This is a genomic window from Cellulomonas fimi, from assembly GCF_028527925.1.
Taxonomy (GTDB): Bacteria; Actinomycetota; Actinomycetes; order Actinomycetales; family Cellulomonadaceae; genus Cellulomonas; species Cellulomonas fimi_C.
Window position 1 is genome coordinate 14996 of record NZ_JAPESW010000040.1, and the last position, 18444, is coordinate 33439.

Consider the following 18444-nt stretch of genomic DNA (forward strand, 5'->3'; position numbering starts at 1 on the left):
CCATCGGACGGCCGCGGGGGAATCCGGCGCCGGGGCGACGCCGGTACGATGTGCCCGACCTGTCCCCGACCGGAAGGCTGCTCGTGCTCCGCATCACCCACGCGACCCAGGACTACGCATGGGGGTCACGCACCGCGCTGCACCGGCTCTTCGGGGACGAGACGCCGGAGGTCCTGGCCGAGGCGTGGATGGGGGCGCACGCCGCCGCGCCGTCACGACCGGTCGACGGCGAGGGCACGCTCGGGGACCTGATCGCGGACGACGTGGCGCACACGCTCGGCGAGGACGTCGTGGCGCGGTTCGGCCCGTCGCTGCCCTACCTGCTCAAGGTCATCGCGGCCGACAGCCCGCTGTCGCTCCAGGTCCACCCGCACATCGACCGTGCCCGCGAGGGCTTCGCGGAGGAGGAGGCGGCGGGCATCCCCGTCGACGCCCCGCACCGCAACTACCGCGACCGCAACCACAAGCCGGAGCTCGTCTACGCGCTCACGCACTTCGAGGCGATGTGCGGCTTCCGGGCGCCGCGGCGGGCGGCCGAGCTGTTCGCGGGCCTCGACGCGCCGCTCGCGAAGGAGCTGCACGGCGTCCTCGCGGCCGAGCCGACCGCCGACGGCATCCGCGCGGCGTTCACCCAGCTGCTCGAGCCCGCGACCCGGCCGAGCGCGGCCGAGGTGGGGGAGGTCGCCGCCGCGTGCGGCGCGCGCCTCGCCGCGGGCTCGCCCTCGCCGCGTGCCGACCGGACGGTCGGCGTCCTGCAGGAGGCGTACCCGGGCGACCCCGGCGTCGTCACGTCGCTGCTGCTCAACCCCGTGACGCTGCAGCCGGGCGACGCGATGTTCGTGCCGGCGGGAGGCGTGCACGCGTACCTCAGCGGCGTCGGCGTCGAGGTCATGGCGAGCTCCGACAACGTGCTCCGTGCGGGCCTGACGCCCAAGCACGTCGACGTGCCGGAGCTGCTGCGCAACGTCGACTACGTCGCGGCGCCGCCCATCCGCATCGCACCCGAGGTCTTCCACGGCGCCACCAAGGTGTTCTACGCCCCGGTCGACGACTTCGAGCTCTCGGTCACCGAGATCGCCGACGACGAGGCGCACCCGCTGCCCGGGCGGGGGCCGCGCATCCTGCTGTGCCTGGAGGGCGCGGTGCAGGTCGACACGCTGCGCGACGGCGCGCTCACGCTCGCACAGGGCGAGGTCGCGTTCGTGCCGGCCGGCGACGGCTCGCTCACCGTGCGCGGTCGTGGCCGCCTCGTCCAGGCGGACGTGCCCTGACGCGAGCCGCCCGCCGCGTCCCGCCGGGACGGCGCCCGCTCGACGGTCAGGCGGGCACGTGCGCGCGCAGGGTGAACTCGTTGTAGACGAACACGTGGCCCGCGACGCGCGGGAACGGGAACGAGTACGTGCGGTCGACGACCAGCCCGAGGTCGTGCGCCAGCTCGACGAGCTCCTCGTGCCGCGCGAACGTCACGTGGGTCGGGTCGCTCCGGTAGCCCCGCTCCTGCGGCGTGATGAACGCCACCGTGCCGCCGGGGCGGACGAGCGGCACGTAGCGGCCCAGGACGGCGCGCGCGTCGGGCGGGCTCAGGTGCTCGACGAGGTGCGCGGCGAGCAAGCCGTCGTAGGTGCCGGGTGCGCTGGCGGCGGGGTCCGCGAAGAACTCGTCGACCGTGCGGGCGTCGAGACCGGCGCGACGCGCGATCGCGACCGAGTAGGGGTTGTGGTCGACGCCCACCGAGCCGGGTCCGAGCGACCGGAGGTTGCGCCCGATCCCGCACCCCACGTCGACGGCCCTCCCGAGGCGCAGGTGCCGGACGTGCGCCTGGTACACCGCCTGGACGTGCAGGAGGCGCTTCCACCGCACGCCGCTGATCGCCGCGAGCCGCTCGGCGTACGCACGCTGCGCGGTGGCGTCGCCGACGTCGCGCGCCCCCGTGTCGTCGTGCGGGCGTCCTCCCATGTCCGCAGCCTAGGAATCCGGCGCGCCCCCCGCGACAGGGGCGGGATCACACCAGCCGGTCGTCGGTGACGCGCTCCGAGGCCGCGAGCGACTCGCGGCGGCCGGGGTCGGCCCTGAGCGCGTCCGCGGCCTGCTCGGACGCGAGCACGAGCGACCCGCCGGCGGCGAGGACCGCGACGGCGGCGAGGAGCGCCCGTGCGTCGCCCCGCGCTCCAGCGGCCGTCAGGACCCGGTCGGCGCCCTCGGGCGCGTGGGCGAGCAGCTCCGCGTGGGTGAGGGTGCGCTCGCCGTCGGCGAGCGCGGCGGACCCCGGCTGGACGGCGGGGACCCACCCGAGCGCGTCGCCGTACGTCATGACGGCCGCGGCCGCGTCGATCGCGCGCGGCGGCAGGGGGTCGGGGAACCGGCGGGCGAGCGCGGGCAGCGCGACGGCGACGACCCCGGGCGCGGACGTCGCCGCCGCGGGGCGGTCGGTGACGACCACGTCCGCCGTCCCCACGACGCCCAGGTGAACGCACGCGCCGGCGCGCCAGGCGGCGAGCGCCCAGACGAGGGTCCTCCAGTGGCCCGGCAGGTCGACCGCGACGACCGTCCCGGGAGCCGCGTCGAGCTCCTCGACGAGCAGGTTCGTCGTCTTGTTGACCCAGTTCTCGAGCACCGCGCCGGAGAGCTCGACGCGCTCGCCGTCGTCGCCGTACCAGGTGATGCGCGGTCTGCCCGGATCGCGGGTCAGGAGGGTCATCAGGTCGGTGATGGTCGTCGCTGGCACCGTGCCACAGTAGGCGCGACACGCCGTCTTCACCCGTGTGCCACAAGTTCACCCCGACATATCCGGGCAACTACCACGGCTCGGCTTGACGCCCTCGAACGACACGCGTGTAATTCCTGAGAAGAGATTCATGCGCGAGCACCACCACGCGGCGTCCTCCGGGAGCCGCTCTGCCGAGCCTTGAACGAACCGCACGAAAGACCCGCACGGAGGCACGCCATGTGGAACCTGCTCGACGACGACGACGAGACCTTCCCGAGCGACGCCCGTAAGCCCGCGGAGCCCGCGTCGAACGTGCTGTCGCTGTTCGGTGCGCCCGAGGACGACGGCCCGATGGGCTGGCAGGAGCGCGCGCTGTGCGCGCAGACCGACCCCGAGGCGTTCTTCCCCGAGAAGGGCGGCTCGACCCGCGAGGCGAAGCGTGTGTGCACCGGGTGCGACGTCCGCTCGGAGTGCCTCGAGTACGCGCTCGCGAACGACGAGCGCTTCGGCATCTGGGGTGGTCTGTCCGAGCGTGAGCGCCGCAAGCTGAAGCGCCGGGTCGTCTGACGCGTGTCGGTCGAGGGGTTCGCGGACCCCGGACGGCAGGATGGCCCGAGCATGACCGAGACCCTCCCGCCCGTGGACGCGCCCACGACCACCGCACCCCTCCCGGTGACGACACCGGTGACGGCGGTCGTCGTGACCCGGGGCCGGACGCGTTACCTGGACGACGCGCTCGCGGCCCTCGCCGCGTCGACCCGTCGTCCGGCACGGGTGCTGCTGGTCGACGTCGCCCCGGACCCTGAGGTCGGGGGCGCGCTGGACGACGCCTTCGCCCGGCAGGCCGGCTCGCCGCGTCCGCAGCTGCGCACCGTGCACGTCCCGGGCGCGCGGACCTTCGGGCACGCGGTGCGCGCGGCGCTCGCGGACCCGCTCGTGCGCGCCGACGGCCCGCCGTCCACCTGGCTGTGGCTCCTGCACGACGACAGCGCCCCCGCACCCGACGCGCTCGCCGAGCTCGTGCGCGCCGTCGGGCACGCGCGCTCGGTGGCCGTCGCGGGCGTCAAGCAGCGCACGTGGACCGACCCCGAGCGGCTGCTCGAGGTGGGGCTGCGGACGTCCCCCGCAGGACGACGGCTCACCGACGTCGCCCCGGGCGAGCTCGACCAGGGTCAGCTCGACGCGCGCGAGGACGTGCTGGGCGTGGGCCTCGTCGGCGCGCTCGTGCGGCGCGACGTGTGGGACGAGCTCGACGGCCCCGACCCGGCGCTCGGCCCGTTCGGCGACGGCGAGGACCTGTCGCGTCGTGCGCGCCTCGCGGGGCACCGCGTCGTCGTCGTGCCCGCAGCCGTCGTCCGCCACGCACAGGCGACGTACCTCGGTCTGCGTGGGCAGGAGGGCCAGCCCGTCGACCGCGACGGCGACGGCCTCGACGACGCGGGCGACCCGCACCGCTCGTACGCCGCGCGGCGCCGCGCGGCGGTGCACCGGCACCTGGCCGCCGTGCCGCTGCCGTGGCTGCCGTGCGCGGCTCTGCTGTTCCTCGCGGCGGGCCTGCTCCGCTCGCTCGTGCGGCTGGGCGCGAAGCAGCCGGGTCTCGCGGTCGACGAGCTGCGCGCGCCGGTCGCGGCGCTGCTGCGTCCGGACGCGGTCGCGCGGGCGCGTGCCCGGGCCCGACGGACGCGCCGGTTGCCGCGGCGCACCCTGCGGCCCCTGCAGGCGCGCTGGCGGGACGTCTGGGCGCTCGACCGCGACCGGCGGCTCGCGCGTGCGGAGGCCCGCCGGGTCGTGCGCGCGCCGAGCGAGCTCGAGCTGCGTGAGCTCGCGGCCCTGGCGTCGCGTCGCCGCGTGACGCTCGTGGTGCTGGTCGTCGCGTTCGCGCTGGTCACGGCCGTCGCGCTGGGCCCGCTCGTGAGCGCGGCCGCGGGCGGCGCCTCGCTCGTGGGTGGCGCGCTGCTGGCCGCGGGCGCCGACCTCGGGGACCTGTGGCGGTCCGCGACGTCGGGGTGGGTCGCGGGCGGGCTGGGTGCCCCCGGCCCCGCGGACCCGCTGCTGGGTCTCCTGCTGGTGCCGAGCACGCTCGCGGCGGGGCACACCGCCCCCGCCGTCGCGGCGCTGCTGCTCGGCGGCGTGCTCCTGTCGGGGCTCGGCGCCTGGGCCGCCGCGGGGGCGGCGACCCGGTCGGTCGGGGCGCGCGCCTGGGCCGCCGTGGTCTGGGCGGCCGCCCCGATGCTCCTGCTCGCGGTCGGCGACGGCCGCCTCGGGCCGGTGCTCGCGCACGCCGCGCTGCCGTGGGTCGCGCTCGGCCTCGTCCGAGCGGCCGGCGTGCAGCGCGTCGACCAGGTGCTCTCGGGCCTCGCGACCGCGCGCCGCGCCGAGGACGACGACGAGGCGGACCCGGCGGACGTCGAGACGCCCGTGCGCGGCGTCCCCGCGGTGCCGACCGTGCCGACGCAGCGCGTCGCACCGGCACCGGCTGCACCGGTCGGTGCCCGCGTGGACGGAGCTCCCGACGCCCCCGGCCTGGTCGGGGCGCCCGACCCCACCGGGTCCCTGACCGCGGCGGCGGCCGCGGCGCTCGCCTTCGCGGTCGTGGTCGCGGCGTCGCCGTCGCTCCTGGTCCCGGGCACGCTCGCCGTCCTGCTCGTCGCGCTCGCGGTGCCGCGCCGTCGTGGGCGCCTGCTCCTGGTGCCCGTGCCCGCGGTGGTCGTCGCGGGCCCGCTCCTGGTGGCGGCGCTCACGCGTGGGCTCGCGGGCTGGCGCCTCGTGCTCGCCGACCCCGGCCTGCCGCTCGCGTCGACGGCCGCCGCCCCGGTCGCCCGGCTGCTCGGAGTCCCCGCCGACGCGGGCGCGCTCGTGCCCGACGCGCTCGGCGGCACGCTCGCCGACGCGTGGCCGTTCCTGCCCGGAGGCGCACTGGTGCTGCTGGCCACGCTCGCGCTGCTCCGCGGCCGGCCGGTCGCGCGGGGCGTGCGCGTCGCGTGGCTCGTCACGGCGCTCGGCCTCGCGGGTGCGACCGTGAGTGCCGCGGTGGCGGTGGGCGTCGACGGGCCGACCGCGGTGCACGGCTGGGCCGGCCCGACCCTGTCGCTCGCGTGGGCCGGCCTGCTCGCCGCGTCGCTGCTCGGCGCCGACCGGTTGCGCGAGCGCCTCGCCGCCGCGTCCTTCGGCTGGCGGCAGCCGCTCGCCGCGCTCCTGACGGCCGTCGCGGTGCTCGCGCCGCTCGCGGTGCTCGGCGGCTGGACGTGGCAGGCGCGCGAGGGCGACGCGGTCGTGCTGCGCGCTCAGGAGCGCGCGGTCGTGCCGGCCGTCGGTCAGCAGGCGCAGACGTCGCCGCTCGCGTCCCGCGTGCTCGCGGTCGAGGTCCGGGGGAGCGGCGACGACGAGCCGCTCGCGACGTGGCAGCTCATGCGCGCCGACGGGCCGCAGCTGGACGAGGTCGCCGCCGCCACGTCGACGCGTGCGCTCACCGGCGACCTCGACGCGCCGCAGGTGCGCAGCGCGGACCCCGCGACGCAGGAGGTCGACGCGCTCGTCGCACGGCTCGTCACGGCGTCCGGGGGTGACGTCGCGGGTGAGCTCGCGGCCCTCGCCGTCGCGGACGTCCTGGTGCCCGCCCTGCCCGACGCGGTGCGGACCGACCGTGCCGAGCGCGCGCTGCGCGACGACCTCGTGTCGCGCCTGGACTCGACGCCGGGCCTCGAGCGCGTGACGCAGACGCCCGCCGGGACCCTCTGGCGGGTCCGGGCCACGGCCGACGCCGGGCAGGTCGCACCCGTCGTGGTGCCGTCGTGGGCCCGGCTCGTGCCGGCCGGCTCCGACGTGCGCGACGTCACCGTCGCCGCGGTCGCCGTGGCGGCCGACGACCGCACGGTCGACGCGACCGTCCCTGCGGGGGCCGCGCAGCGCGTCCTCGTCCTCGCCGAGCGCGCGGACCCGCGGTGGCGCGCGTGGCTCGACGGGACGCCGCTGCGCGCGGTCGACACCGGGTGGCGCCAGGGCTTCGAGGTCCCCGCGGACGGCGGCCGGCTCGTCGTCCGGTACGACGCACCCGACCGTGCGCCGTGGCTCGCGGTGCAGGGCGCCGTGCTGGTCGTCACGCTGCTCCTCGCGCTGCCCGTGCGACGCCGGCGGGTGACCGCATGACCGCCGGGACCGAGCCCGCCGCCGTGGACGGAGGCGCGGTGAACCGGGGCGCCGTCTGGCGCGGCCGGCTCGTGCGCGCGGGGTCCGGGCTCGTGGTCGCGGGTGCCGTCGCGGCGGTGGTCGTCGGGGGCGGCGTCGTCCCCGGGACGGCCGTCGACGGCCTCGGCCCGTCGTCCGTGCCGGTCCCGCCCGCCGCGACGACCCTGGTGTGCGCGGGCCCTCTGCTGCTGCCCGACGACGTCGGTCGCGGCGACTCCGCGTTCGACCCGACCCCGGTCGACCCGGTGCCGAGCGTCTCCGTCGCGTCGTCGACCCCCGGCCCGGGCACCGTGACGACGCTGGACGGCGCGCAGACGCTCGCCCGGCTCGACGCCGGCGACGAGGCGGTCACCGTGGGCCAGGTCCCGGCGCCGCTCGTCGTGCGGGCCGAGCCCGGCGACACCGCGCCTGCGCGGGTCGGTGCCGTGAGCAGCGGCCTCGTCACGGCAGGGGATCTCCGCGGGCTGTCCGCGGCGTCCTGCCAGCACCCGACCGCCGACGCGTGGCTCGTGGGTGGTGCGACGGACCTCACGAGCACCGCGCAGCTCGTCCTCACGAACGCCGGCAGCACGCCTGCCGAGGTGGGCGTCGAGGTGTGGGGCCCGTCGGGTGCCGTGGACCTCACGGGTGAGCGCTACCTCGTGGCCCCCGGCGCGCAGCGCGTCGTCGCGGTGGGCGGGATCGCCGCCGAGCAGCGCCGCCTGGTCGTGCACGTCGCGACGACGGGCGGCCGCGTCGCCGTGCACCTGCAGGACTCCGCGCTCGACGGGTTCACGCCCGCCGGGACCGACCTCGTGGTGCCCGGCGAGGCACCCGCACGGCGTCAGGTCGTGCCCGGGGTGTCGGTCGTGGCGAGCGAGGTCGGCGACGAGGACGCGGGGGCCCTGCGGCTGCTCGTCCCGGGTGACGCGACCGCCGCGGCGTCCGTGTCGGTGCTCGGTCCGGACGGCCCCACCGCGCTGCCCGGTGCGGAGTCCGTCGAGCTGCGGCCCGGCGAGGTCACCGACGTCCCGCTCGGCGGGCTCGCCGCGGGCACGTACACGCTCCTGGTCGACGCGGACCAGCCCGTCGTCGCGGCCGCGGTCGTGACCCGGCCGGGCACGCCGGGCGAGCTCGACGACGTGCCCAGCCGCGAGCGCGCGTGGGCGGCGTCGTCCTCGCCCGCGGACGGCGGCGTCGCGGTGCTGCCCGCCGGCACCTCCGGGACGCTCACGCTCGCGGGGCTGCCCGCGCGGGGGAGCGCGGCCGACTCGGTCGACGGCGGCGGCGAGACGACCGCGACGGTCCGGCTGCTGGGTGACGACGGCCGCGTCGTGGGCGAGCGGCGCGTCTCCGTGCCGGTCGGGACGACGGGCGCGTGGTCGCTCGAGGCCCTGGTGGTGGGCGACGGCCTCGTCACGCCGAGCACCGCGCTCGCAGCGCCGACGGGCGAGCCGGTCGTGCGGGCGGTCGACCTGGTCGTGGACGAGGGGGACGACGTCGCGTGGTCGCTGGTCGCGGAGGCGGCGCGACCCGACGGCACGTTCGTCTCGGTCCTGCGCCCCGTCCCGGCGCTCGTGCGGGCGCCGGACGTCGCGGTGCAGCCGGACCCGCGGATCGGCACACGCTGACGCCCGCCGCGGCGCGTCAGCGTGCTGCGGCCCGCAGCTCCGACCGCTCGCGCAGCCGCAGGCCGAGCCCGACCGCGATCCGCAGCGGCCACTGCCAGACGTGCGGGTACCGACGGGCCACGTACCGCGCCGCGCTCGTGTGGTGCGCGGAGATCATCCGGGCGGGTCGCTCGCGCCACGACGTCCCGCCGACGTGCGTCACACGCGCGCTCGGGACGTAGAGGTTCGTCCACCCGGCGCGGCCGAGCCGTTCGCCCAGGTCGACGTCCTCGAAGAACATGAAGTAGTCGTCGTCGAAGCCGCCGACCGCCTCGAACGCCGAGCGGCGCAGCAGCAGGCACGCGCCGGAGAGCCAGCCCGCGGTCCGCTGCCCACCCGCGTCCTCGTGCTGCGCGCGGTACGCGCGGGTCCACGGGTTGCCCGGCCAGACGCGGACCAGCAGCGCGTGACCGGCGCCCTGGGTGAGCGACGGCAGGGCGCGCGCCGACGGGTAGACGGTGCCGTCGACGTTGAGCAGCGCGGGACCGAGCGCGCCGGCGTCGGGGTGCTCCTCGCCCGCGGCGAGCAGCACGTCGAGGGAGCCGGGCTCCCACTCGAGGTCCGCGTTGGCGACGACGAGCCACGGCGACTGCGCTCCGGCCGCACCGAGGTTCGCGCCGCGGCCGTAGCCGAGGTTGGCCCCGGACTCGACGACCTGGGCGCCGTGGCGGGCACCGACCGCACGAGCCACCGTGGGGTCGTCGCCGTTGTCGACGACGACCAGCTCGTAGGGGGCGGACGTCGCGCCGGCGAGCGTGCGCGCGAAGCGCTCGAGCTCCTCGCCGGGGTGGTAGACGACGCAGACGACTCGGACGGTGGGGGCGGGAGTGCTCATCGTGCGCCCAGGTTAGTGGGCGTCACCGTAGCCCGGGTCCACGTCCTCGGGGGCTCGGCCCAGCAGGTGCGCGACCTGCTCGACGACCACGTCGCGCACGAGGTCGGCGAGGTCGCCCGGGTCGGACGCGCGCGACTCGACGGGGCGCCTGTACACGACGATGCGCGCGGGCAGGCCGGAGTCGGCAGGGAAGTAGCGGCCGAGCGGCACGCCGCCGTGCTCCCACGGGGCCGGGTTGGACGGCGGGACGTCCTCGACCGCGAACTCCGTGCCGTCGAGCTGCCGCGTCCAGCGCCGCTCCAGCCGCTCGACCGCGTCGAGCACGAGGTCGTCGAACCGCTCGGCGCGCGTGCGGTAGGCGGGCATCGTCGAGGGCATCAGCGGGCCGCGCGGGCCGCGGCCGCGGCGGTCGCGCCGACGGACCGGCTGCACCGGCCCGTCGCCGAGGCCGGGGGTCGACCCGCGGCGCCCGAGGGCGCCCGTGCGGTGCCCCGAGGCGTGCGGGTGGCGGGAGGACGTCACGCGGGAAACCTTAGTCCGCGCGTGCGTGCCGGACCGGAGCGGGGGTGTCGCGTCGCGCCGTGCGGCGTGGGGGACGCCACGTGTCGCCGACGGGGGGTACGGTCACCCCGTGAGATCCGTCCGGCAGTGCTCGCGCACGGCGTGCGGCCGTGCCGCCGTGGCCACGCTGACCTACGTGTACGCCGACTCCACGGCCGTCCTGGGCCCGCTGGCGCACCACGCCGAGCCGCACTCGTACGACCTCTGCGTGGAGCACGCCGAGCGGCTGACCGCACCCCGCGGGTGGGAGGTCGTCCGGCTGACGCCCGACTTCACCCCGGCGGCCCCGAGCCGCGACGACCTGCTGGCGCTCGCCGACGCGGTGCGCGAGGCGGGCCGCGGACGGCACACGGCACCGGCCGCCTCGGCAGCGGCGGCGCCCGAGCCCGTCACGGACGCGCTCGCGGACGCCCCCCGCCGCGGGCACCTGCGCGTCCTGCGCGGAGAGGGCTGAGCGGTGCCGCGCCGCAAGGGGGAGCAGGCGGGGCAGCGCGGGTCGCTGCCGCCTGAGCCGCTCGGCTCGATGAGCCAGCCGACCGGCCCCCTCGCCCCCGGCACGGAGGTCTGCCAGCAGTGCGGCTCGCCGGACCTCACCCGGATCCGGATGACCCTGTCGAGCGGGCGGCCGGCGGTGTTCGTGTCGTGCCCCGCGTGCGAGCGCACGGGGTGGTTCGCGCTCGACGGCGACGGCACCCCGCTGCCGCGCGAGGAGGTCGTCGGGGGCGACGGAGGGCGCTGACCCGTCCACGCCGGCCGCGTCCCGGCCCGTGGCGGGCGTCGGACGGACCGCCGACGCTCGGTACGATGCCGACGTGACGACTCCTTCGCCCGCCCCTGTCGACCTCTCCGCCCTGATCAAGGCCTACGACGTGCGTGGCGTCGTCCCTGAGCAGCTGGACGCATCCGTGGCGCGCGCGATCGGTGCGGCGTTCGCCGACGTCGTCGTCCTCCCCGAGGCGACCGGCACGCCCCGGGTCGTGGTCGGCAACGACATGCGGCCGTCCGGCCCGGAGCTCGTCGGCGCGTTCGCCGACGGTCTCACCGCGCGCGGCGTGGACGTCGAGCTCATCGGCCTCGCCTCGACGGACGGCCTCTACTTCGCGTCGGGGTCGCTCGACATCCCCGGGGCGATGTTCACGGCGAGCCACAACCCGGCGGAGTACAACGGCATCAAGCTCTGCCGTGCGGGTGCGCGTCCGGTCGGCCAGGACTCCGGGCTCTCGACCATCCGCGAGCTCGCGGGCGAGTACCTCGCGGCGGGCGTCCCCGAGGTCGCGGACCACGCGCGCGGCAGCGTCACGGAGCGCGAGATGCTCGCGGAGTACGCGGGCTTCCTGCGCACGCTCGTCGACCTGTCGGGCATCCGCCCGCTCAAGGTCGTCGTCGACGCCGGCAACGGCATGGGCGGCTACACCGCACCCGCGGTGCTCGGCACGGGGGCCGGCCTCCCGGAGCTGCCGCTCGACGTCGTGCCGCTGTACTTCGAGCTCGACGGCACGTTCCCGAACCACGAGGCGAACCCGCTCGAGCCCGAGAACCTGCGCGACCTGCAGCGCGCGGTCGTCGAGCACGGCGCCGACATCGGCCTCGCGTTCGACGGCGACGCGGACCGCTGCTTCGTCGTCGACGAGCGCGGCGAGCCCGTCAGCCCGTCGGCGGTGACCGCCCTGGTCGGGCTCCGTGAGGTCGCCCGCGAGCGCGCCGCGGGCCGCACGCCGACCGTCATCCACAACCTCATCACGTCGATGGTCGTGCCCGACCTCATCACCGCCGCGGGCGCGAAGACGGTGCGCACGCGCGTCGGCCACTCGTTCATCAAGGCCGAGATGGCCGAGCACGAGGCCGTGTTCGGCGGTGAGCACAGCGCGCACTACTACTTCCGCGACTTCTTCTTCGCCGACACCGGCATGCTCGCGGCGCTGCACGTGCTCGCGGCCCTCGGCGGCCAGCCGCACCCGCTGTCGGCCCTCGCCGACCAGTACCAGCCGTACGTCGCGAGCGGCGAGATCAACTCGCGCGTCGAGGACGTCGCCGCCGCGCGCGCCCGCGTCGTCGAGGCGTACGTGACGCAGCAGGGGGGCGGCCCGGTCGAGGTCGACGAGCTCGACGGGCTGACCGTCTCGCACTGGGACGGCCACCCGCAGTGGTGGTTCAACCTGCGCGCGTCGAACACCGAGCCGCTGCTGCGGCTCAACGTCGAGGCCGCCGACGCGGACATCATGGAGAAGGTGCGCGACGACGTCCTCGCGCTCGTGCGCCAGGGGGAGGACGCCTGATGAGCACCGACGCCGCCCACCCGCTCGAGCCGTGGGCGCGCGACCTGCTGCGCTGCCCGGTGTCGGGTGCGACGCTCGTCGACGCGACGGGACCCGACGGCGAGCCGCTGCTCGTCTCGACGCACCCGACGGAGCCGCTCGCGTACCCGGTGCGCGACGGCATCCCGGTGCTGCTCGCCGACGAGGCGCGGCCCGCTCCCGCTCGCTGACGCGCCGACGCCGTCGGCGCGTACGCGGCTCGCCGGGCGGGCGGCGGCACGCCGCCGGCGGCGGGGGACGGACCGGACCTCCTGGGGCAGGATGGGCACGGGCGACGCAGCCCGGCTCGGCCCGTCCCATCCTGCGAGGTGCGCATGGCGAGGTTCAGCGAGGTCCCCGGTCGGTACCAGGTGCGCGACCTCGCGCTCGCGGAGGCGGGCCGCCACCAGGTCCGTCTCGCCGAGCACGAGATGCCCGGCCTGATGGCGCTGCGCGCCGAGCTGGGTCCGTCGCAGCCGCTCGCGGGGGCGCGGATCAGCGGCTCGCTGCACATGACCGTGCAGACCGCGGTGCTCATCGAGACGCTCGTCGCGCTGGGCGCCGAGGTGCGCTGGGCGTCGTGCAACATCTTCTCGACGCAGGACGAGGCCGCCGCCGCGGTCGTCGTGGGACCGGACGGCACGGTCGACTCGCCCACCGGTCCGGCGGTGTTCGCGTGGAAGGGCGAGACGCTCGAGGAGTACTGGGCGTGCACGCAGCACGCGCTGCTGTGGCCCGACGGGCGCGGCCCGGACCTGATCCTCGACGACGGCGGCGACGCGACGCTGCTCGTGCACGAGGGCGCGCGGTACGAGGCGTCGGGCACGGTGCCCGACGTGCCGGCACCCGGGGACCCCGAGCACTCGGCCGAGCTGGTCGTCGTGCGCGAGCTCCTGCGCCGGTCGCTCGCCGAGGACCCGCAGCGCTGGACGCGCGTCGCCGACGGGATCGTGGGCGTCTCCGAGGAGACGACGACCGGCGTCCACCGGCTCTACCAGCGCGCCGAGGCGGGGGACCTGCGGTTCCCGGCGATCAACGTCAACGACTCGGTCACGAAGTCGAAGTTCGACAACCGGTACGGCATCCGGCACTCGCTGCCCGACGGTCTCAACCGCGCGACCGACGTCCTGATCGGCGGCAAGGTCGCGTTCGTCGTCGGCTACGGGGACGTCGGCAAGGGTGCTGCCGAGGCGCTGCGCGGGCAGGGCGCGCGCGTGATCGTGTCCGAGGTCGACCCGATCTGCGCGCTGCAGGCCGCGATGGACGGCTACCAGGTCGCCCGGCTCGACGACGTCGTCGGCGAGGTGGACTTCGTCATCACCGCGACGGGGAACCGGTCAGTCGTCACGGTCGAGCACCTCGCCGCGCTCAAGGACAAGGCCGTCGTCGGCAACATCGGCCATTTCGACGACGAGATCGACATGGCGGGCCTGGCCGCCGTCCCGGGGATCCGGCGCACCGAGCTCAAGCCGCAGGTGCACGAGTGGACGTTCCCCGCCGACGACGGCACGGGCCGCGGCGAGCGGTCGGTCATCGTCCTGTCGGAGGGGCGGCTGCTCAACCTCGGGAACGCGACGGGTCACCCGTCGTTCGTCATGAGCACGTCGTTCGCCAACCAGGTGATCGCACAGGTCGAGCTCTACACGCGGCAGGGCGCGTACGACCGGCAGGTGCACCGCTTGCCGAAGGTCCTCGACGAGAAGGTCGCGCGGCTGCACCTCGACGCGCTCGGCGTGCGGCTCACGCGGCTCACGAAGGACCAGGCGGCGTACCTGGGCGTCGAGGTCGACGGCCCGTACAAGGCCGAGCACTACCGGTACTGACCGCGACGCGACCACCCGCCGACTCGTCGTGCCCCGCCCACGCCGGGCGCGGGAGGCGGGTCAGTCGACGGGGTCCGGGACGCCGTGCGGCAGCCGGTGGAGCACGCGCGCGTCGGAGGCGTCGCGGGCGTCGTCGCGCAGGCGCGCCACGAGCTCGCGCTCGCGCCGCTCGGCGAGCACGGCCGCGAGGAAGGCCTCGGGGTGCGTGCCGGGCGGCGGGCCGGGGTTCACGTAGCGCGCGACCTCGGACGACAGCCGCGTGCCGAGCTCGACGCGCGACGCCGGGTGCAGGCCGTTGGCGCGCGCGAGGAACTGCCGGACGGCGAGCGCGAGGCCGTCCGGGAGGCGGGCGACGTCAGCGCCCTGCGCCCACCCGGCGAGCCACGGCGGCATCTGGACCGGTGCCCGTCGCGCCCCGCCGCGCACCCGGACGGCGTACGTGCCGGCCAGGACGTCGCCGAGGCGCTTGCTGCGGGGGTGCACCAACGAGCACAGGAACGCGACCGAGCCGAACGTCATCCACAGCTCGATGACGCCCACGAGCGCGCGGATCAGCGCCTGCCGGAACACGAGCGGGCCGCCGTCGTCGCGCACGATGCGGATGCCGAGCGCGAGCTTGCCGAGCGACCGGCCCCGGCTGAGCGTCTCCATCGTCGTCGGGTACACGACCATGACCGTGACGAGCGCGAGGATCGTCGTGATGCGCGTGGCCTCCTCGGACATCGCGGCCGGCGCGGTGGTCGTCAGGACGATCGTGATCGCGATCAGCACGGTCGCGAGCGCCGCGAGGTCGACGAGCGCCGCCACGAGGCGGGTCAGCGCGGACGCCGCTCGGGTGTCGAGCAGCACGCCCTCGCCGATGAGGATCTCGTCCTCGACCATGGATGTCCCTCCTCCGCCGAGGGAACACTAACCGGAGACGGGCCTCCGAGATGGCAGGCTGTGGGCCGTGGACCTCGACGCCTTCCAGGTGGCCCGCGACGAGTCGTGGCAGCGCCTCGACGCGCTCGCGCGCAAGCGGCGCCGCACGGGCGCCGAGTCGGACGAGCTCGTCCGGCTCTACCAGTCCGCGGCGACCGACCTGTCGGTCATCCGGTCGGCCGCACCCGACCCGGACGCCGTGAGCCGGCTCTCGCAGCTCGTGGGGCGTGCCCGGTCGGCGATCGTGGGCGCGCACGAGCCGAGCTGGCGCGACGTCGCGAGGTTCGTGGGGGAGTCCCTGCCGGCCGCGCTGTACCGGATCCGCTGGTGGACCGTCGGCGTCATGGTCGCGTTCCTCGCGCTCGCGCTCGCGGCGGGCGTGTGGGTCGCGACGCAGCCGGACGCGCTGGCCGCGATGGGCACGCCCGCGGAGCGGCAGGAGTACGTCGACCACGCCTTCGCCGAGTACTACGACCCCGGGGCCGGCTTCGCCGCGATGGTGTGGACCAACAACGCGTGGATCACCGCGGTGTGCGTCGCGTCGGGCATCACCGGGATCATCCCCGTCTGGCTGCAGATCACGAACGCGGTGAACGTGGGCGCGACCGGCGGGATGATGGCCGCGCACGGCGAGCTCGCGCTGTTCCTGCAGCTCATCGCGCCGCACGGCCTGCTCGAGCTCACGGCCGTGTTCGTCGCGGGGGGCGCCGGCCTGCGGATCTTTTGGACCCTGGTCGACCCCGGCCCCCGCACGCGCGGGCGCGCGCTCGCCGAGGAGGGTCGCGCGCTGTTCACGGTCGCGCTCGGGCTCGTCGGCGTCCTGGCCGTGTCCGGGGTCGTCGAGGGCTTCGTCACGGGCTCGGGCATGGCCTGGTGGCTGAAGATCGTCATCGGCGTGGTCGTGCTCGTCGCGTTCTGGGTCTACACGCTCGTGCTCGGCGGCCGCGCGGTCCGGGCCGGGGCGACGGGGGACCTCGACCCCGACCGAGCCGGGTACGCGGTGCCGCTCGCGGGCTGACGCGCGGCAGCGTCCGTCAGCGCACGACGACGTCGTGCCCGACGGCGTCGTCGGCGAAGAACGCCACGAAACGCTCCGCCTCCGCCACGACGTCCCGCCGGTCGTGCGCCGTCAGCCCGCCGAACGGCTCCACGACGAGCGTCGCGCGCTCCCGACGACGCCGTGCACCTGTCTCCTCCACGCGCACCCGCTCGACGCGCCAGGTGGCCGCGACGACGCCGTCGACCAGCACCGTGCCGGGCACCACGCCGTTCGGGCTCTGGAGCGCCCGACGGTGCTCGTCGGCGACGACGCGTGTGCGGTCCGCGTGGCTGAGCAGCACGTTGTCGAGGTCGGGCAGGAAGCGCACGGGCGCGGGCACGTCCGCGGGCGGGCGCGGCGCGTCGGGCAGGTCGAGGACCTCGCGCGGGCGCACCTTCCCGGGCGACGGGTCGGCGGTGAACCGGACCACGCGGTCGCCGAGACGCGCGACGACCGCGGCCAGCCCGCTCAGCCCGGACCACGCCTGGACGTCGAGGACGCTCGCCGGGCCGAACGCCGCGAGGTACCGCAGCACCAGGCGCTCCTGCTCGGCGGCCAGGACGCCGGGGTCGGACAGGTCCGGTGCCGCGGCGGCGGCGTCCGGCCCGAACCACGCGGCCGTCGTCGTCCACGTCGTCGCACCCGACCGTCCCCACACCCCGCGCGGCGGGACCTGGACAAGCGGGAGCGTGCCGCGCGCGGCGTGCGCGAGCGTCTGCGGCGGGACGTGCGGCCAGCGCTCGGCGAGCAGCGTGCCGAGGGCCGTGCTCACCCGCGGCTCCGCCTCGACGAGCTCGCGCGCGAGCGCCGTCACCGCGGCCAGGTCGACCGTGCGCAGCGGCGCCGCGTGCAGCGTGTTGACCTCGAGGTCGCGCGCGTAGAGCGGTGCGACCAGACCGGGCAGCAGCAGCGCGTCCGCCGCGTCGACGAGGTGGATCGTGCCGCGCATGACCGCGATCCGCGCGAGCCGGCGGTCGAGCAGCGCGTCGCCGAGGTCGGCGTGCGTGAACCCCTCGACGCGGCTCCACAGCCCCACGTACGGCGACCACGCGTTCTGCGCCTGCATCCCCACGAGGTGCCCGACGACCTCGACGGCCGACGTGTCGGTCCGCTCGAGCAGGTGCTGACGCGCGAGGAGCGCACGGTTGAGCGCACGACGGTCCAGGAGGGGTGGCTCGGCCATGCCCGGACGCTACCGAAGCGGACCGACGGCGATCGGCGGACGCTGAGCGCGGCACCCGCGGAGCACCGGTCCGTCGCTCGGCACCGGTCCGGGCGCAGCGCCGGCCCGCGTCGCAGCACCAGCCCGCGTCGCGGCGTCGGCCTGCGGCGCCGGCGCCCGGTTCAGAGCCGGCCCGCGGCCTTGAGCGCGAGGTAGGTGTCCGCGAGGCGCGGCGCGAGGTCGTCCGGCAGCGCGTCGACGACCTCGACCCCGCGTCGGCGCAGCCGCACCGCGACCGCCGAGCGCTCGAGGTCGGCGCGCTCCGCGGCGGCCGCGTCGAACACCTCGCGGGCGTCCGCGCGTCCGCTGCGCAGCGCGTCCGTCTCCGGGTCCGCGACCGACGCGAGGACGACCTGGTGCCGCGACGTCAGCTGCTGCGCCACACCGAGCAGCCCTCGCTCGACCGCCGACGCGTCGAGCGCCGTCAGCAGCACGACGAGCGCACGCTGGCTCAGCCGCTCGCGGACCTGCGTCACGACGCCCGGCCAGTCCGTCTCGACGAGCTGCGACGACGTCGTGGCGAGCGCGTCCGCGAGCGCGGGCATCAGCCGGGGTCCCGCGGTGCCGGCGACGCGCGCGCGCACGCGGCGGTCGAACGCGAGCAGCTCGACGCGGTCGCCCGCGTGCGTCGCGAGCGCGCCCAGCAGCAGGGCCGCCTCGATCGAGGCGTCCAGCCGGGGCGCGTCCTGCACGCGCACCGCCGACGTGCGGCCCGTGTCGAGCACCATGAGCACCCGCCGGTCGCGCTCGGGGCGCCACGTGCGGACCACGACGTCGGCGCGGCGCGCGCTCGCGCGCCAGTCGATCGCGCGCACGTCGTCGCCGATCACGTACTCGCGCAGCGAGTCGAACTCGGTCCCCGGCCCGCGCACCTGCACCGCGGCACGGCCGTCCATCTCGCGCAGGCGTGCGAGCCGGCTCGGCAGGTGCCGCCGCGACGCGAACTCCGGCAGCACGCGCAGCCGCCCGGGCACCGTCAGCGACGCCTGCCGGCCTGCGAGGCCCAGCGGCCCCGCGGACCGGATCGTCACGCGGTCGGCCAGCGCGTCGCCGCGCCGCGTCGGGCGCAGGACGGTCCGCACCCGCGCCCCGTCACCGGCCGCGATCGCGAGCGGGTGCCGGTCGCGGTCCGCCGCGGCCGACGGCGGCCACGCGTCGCGGACGACGCCGCGCAGCCGTCGCCCGCCCACGTTCGTCAGCGTGAGCGT

General features: G+C 76.8%; 17 protein-coding genes. 10 read left to right on the plus strand and 7 right to left on the minus strand.

Translation table 11 applies throughout. The annotated features are described in order from the left end of the window. The first annotated feature begins 83 nt into the window (after positions 1–83). Positions 84–1271 carry a mannose-6-phosphate isomerase, class I gene (gene manA, locus OMK64_RS15675; RefSeq protein WP_272729294.1) on the plus strand — a complete coding sequence of 396 codons (1188 nt, stop codon included), beginning with the start codon at positions 84–86 and terminating at the stop codon, positions 1269–1271. A 46-nt stretch (positions 1272–1317) separates the two neighbouring features. Here manA and OMK64_RS15680 read toward each other — a convergent pair whose 3' ends face one another. Both OMK64_RS15680 and OMK64_RS15685 read right to left on the minus strand, forming a co-directional pair. Further along, on the minus strand, positions 1318–1956 hold the full coding sequence (locus OMK64_RS15680) for a class I SAM-dependent methyltransferase (protein WP_272729295.1): 639 nt from the start codon (positions 1954–1956) through the stop codon (positions 1318–1320). Between the two features lie 46 nt (positions 1957–2002). After that, complete coding sequence (locus tag OMK64_RS15685) at positions 2003–2725, minus strand: TIGR03089 family protein (protein ID WP_272729296.1); 723 nt, start codon at positions 2723–2725, stop codon at positions 2003–2005. A 219-nt stretch (positions 2726–2944) separates the two neighbouring features. Here OMK64_RS15685 and OMK64_RS15690 point away from each other — a divergent pair, with 219 nt between their 5' ends. From OMK64_RS15690 to OMK64_RS15700, 3 genes are read left to right on the plus strand one after another with little or no spacing between them, the layout of a single operon-like run. Continuing rightward, complete coding sequence (locus tag OMK64_RS15690; RefSeq protein ID WP_124343353.1) at positions 2945–3274, plus strand: WhiB family transcriptional regulator; 330 nt, start codon at positions 2945–2947, stop codon at positions 3272–3274. Positions 3275–3325: 51 nt separating this feature from the next. After that, complete coding sequence (locus OMK64_RS15695; protein WP_272729297.1) at positions 3326–6853, plus strand: glycosyltransferase; 3528 nt, start codon at positions 3326–3328, stop codon at positions 6851–6853. Further along, positions 6850–8502, plus strand: a complete 1653-nt coding sequence (locus OMK64_RS15700; RefSeq protein WP_272729298.1) for a DUF5719 family protein — start codon at positions 6850–6852, stop codon at positions 8500–8502. The genes OMK64_RS15695 and OMK64_RS15700 overlap by 4 nt, the downstream gene beginning before the upstream one ends. Positions 8503–8518: 16 nt before the next feature. Here the strand turns inward: OMK64_RS15700 and OMK64_RS15705 are convergent, their stop codons facing one another. Both OMK64_RS15705 and OMK64_RS15710 read right to left on the minus strand, forming a co-directional pair. Next, on the minus strand, positions 8519–9376 hold the full coding sequence (locus tag OMK64_RS15705) for a glycosyltransferase family 2 protein (protein ID WP_272729299.1): 858 nt from the start codon (positions 9374–9376) through the stop codon (positions 8519–8521). Between the two features lie 12 nt (positions 9377–9388). Continuing rightward, complete coding sequence (locus tag OMK64_RS15710) at positions 9389–9898, minus strand: metallopeptidase family protein (RefSeq protein ID WP_308201791.1); 510 nt, start codon at positions 9896–9898, stop codon at positions 9389–9391. 109 nt (positions 9899–10007) lie between these two features. Between OMK64_RS15710 and OMK64_RS15715 the strand changes: the two genes are divergently transcribed. The 5 genes from OMK64_RS15715 to ahcY all read left to right on the plus strand — a co-directional run bounded on the left by OMK64_RS15715 (position 10008) and on the right by ahcY (position 14054). After that, positions 10008–10391 carry a DUF3499 domain-containing protein gene (locus OMK64_RS15715; protein WP_272729300.1) on the plus strand — a complete coding sequence of 128 codons (384 nt, stop codon included), beginning with the start codon at positions 10008–10010 and terminating at the stop codon, positions 10389–10391. 3 nt (positions 10392–10394) lie between these two features. Further along, positions 10395–10676, plus strand: a complete 282-nt coding sequence (locus tag OMK64_RS15720) for a hypothetical protein (RefSeq protein ID WP_272729301.1) — start codon at positions 10395–10397, stop codon at positions 10674–10676. A gap of 73 nt (positions 10677–10749) precedes the next feature. Further along, entirely contained in the window at positions 10750–12213 is a 1464-nt protein-coding gene (locus OMK64_RS15725; RefSeq protein ID WP_272729302.1) for a phosphomannomutase/phosphoglucomutase, read from the plus strand. After that, positions 12213–12422 carry a Trm112 family protein gene (locus tag OMK64_RS15730; protein WP_272729303.1) on the plus strand — a complete coding sequence of 70 codons (210 nt, stop codon included), beginning with the start codon at positions 12213–12215 and terminating at the stop codon, positions 12420–12422. Before OMK64_RS15725 ends, OMK64_RS15730 begins: the two co-directional genes overlap by 1 nt. 144 nt (positions 12423–12566) lie before the next feature. Continuing rightward, positions 12567–14054: an adenosylhomocysteinase gene (ahcY, locus tag OMK64_RS15735; protein ID WP_272729304.1), complete on the plus strand. Its 1488-nt coding sequence runs from the start codon at positions 12567–12569 to the stop codon at positions 14052–14054. Positions 14055–14114: 60 nt separating this feature from the next. Here ahcY and OMK64_RS15740 read toward each other — a convergent pair whose 3' ends face one another. Next, positions 14115–14936: an RDD family protein gene (locus tag OMK64_RS15740; RefSeq protein WP_272729305.1), complete on the minus strand. Its 822-nt coding sequence runs from the start codon at positions 14934–14936 to the stop codon at positions 14115–14117. Positions 14937–15003: 67 nt separating this feature from the next. Between OMK64_RS15740 and OMK64_RS15745 the strand changes: the two genes are divergently transcribed. After that, a complete protein-coding gene (locus OMK64_RS15745; RefSeq protein ID WP_272729306.1) occupies positions 15004–15993 on the plus strand; it encodes a stage II sporulation protein M in 990 nt (329 codons plus the stop codon). Positions 15994–16009: 16 nt separating this feature from the next. Here the strand turns inward: OMK64_RS15745 and OMK64_RS15750 are convergent, their stop codons facing one another. Together OMK64_RS15750 and OMK64_RS15755 are read right to left on the minus strand one after the other, a co-directional pair. After that, positions 16010–17197, minus strand: coding sequence for a winged helix DNA-binding domain-containing protein (locus tag OMK64_RS15750; RefSeq protein WP_272729307.1), 1188 nt, complete (start codon positions 17195–17197; stop codon positions 16010–16012). A 161-nt stretch (positions 17198–17358) separates the two neighbouring features. Next, positions 17359–18444, minus strand: a 1086-nt coding sequence (locus OMK64_RS15755) for a DUF58 domain-containing protein (protein ID WP_272729308.1), incomplete at its 5' end; no start/stop codon positions are given.

Bases quoted from the DNA above. Each gene is read 5' to 3' on its own strand.
- OMK64_RS15705 (WP_272729299.1), bottom strand. From the start codon at position 9,376: ATGAGCACTCCCGCCCCCACCGTCCGAGTCGTCTGCGTCGTCTACCAC.
- OMK64_RS15695 (WP_272729297.1), top strand. From the start codon at position 3,326: ATGACCGAGACCCTCCCGCCCGTGGACGCGCCCACGACCACCGCACCC.
- OMK64_RS15750 (WP_272729307.1), bottom strand. From the start codon at position 17,197: ATGGCCGAGCCACCCCTCCTGGACCGTCGTGCGCTCAACCGTGCGCTC.
- OMK64_RS15730 (WP_272729303.1), top strand. From the start codon at position 12,213: ATGAGCACCGACGCCGCCCACCCGCTCGAGCCGTGGGCGCGCGACCTG.
- ahcY (WP_272729304.1), top strand. From the start codon at position 12,567: ATGGCGAGGTTCAGCGAGGTCCCCGGTCGGTACCAGGTGCGCGACCTC.
- OMK64_RS15740 (WP_272729305.1), bottom strand. From the start codon at position 14,936: ATGGTCGAGGACGAGATCCTCATCGGCGAGGGCGTGCTGCTCGACACC.
- OMK64_RS15680 (WP_272729295.1), bottom strand. From the start codon at position 1,956: ATGGGAGGACGCCCGCACGACGACACGGGGGCGCGCGACGTCGGCGAC.
- OMK64_RS15700 (WP_272729298.1), top strand. From the start codon at position 6,850: ATGACCGCCGGGACCGAGCCCGCCGCCGTGGACGGAGGCGCGGTGAAC.
- OMK64_RS15690 (WP_124343353.1), top strand. From the start codon at position 2,945: ATGTGGAACCTGCTCGACGACGACGACGAGACCTTCCCGAGCGACGCC.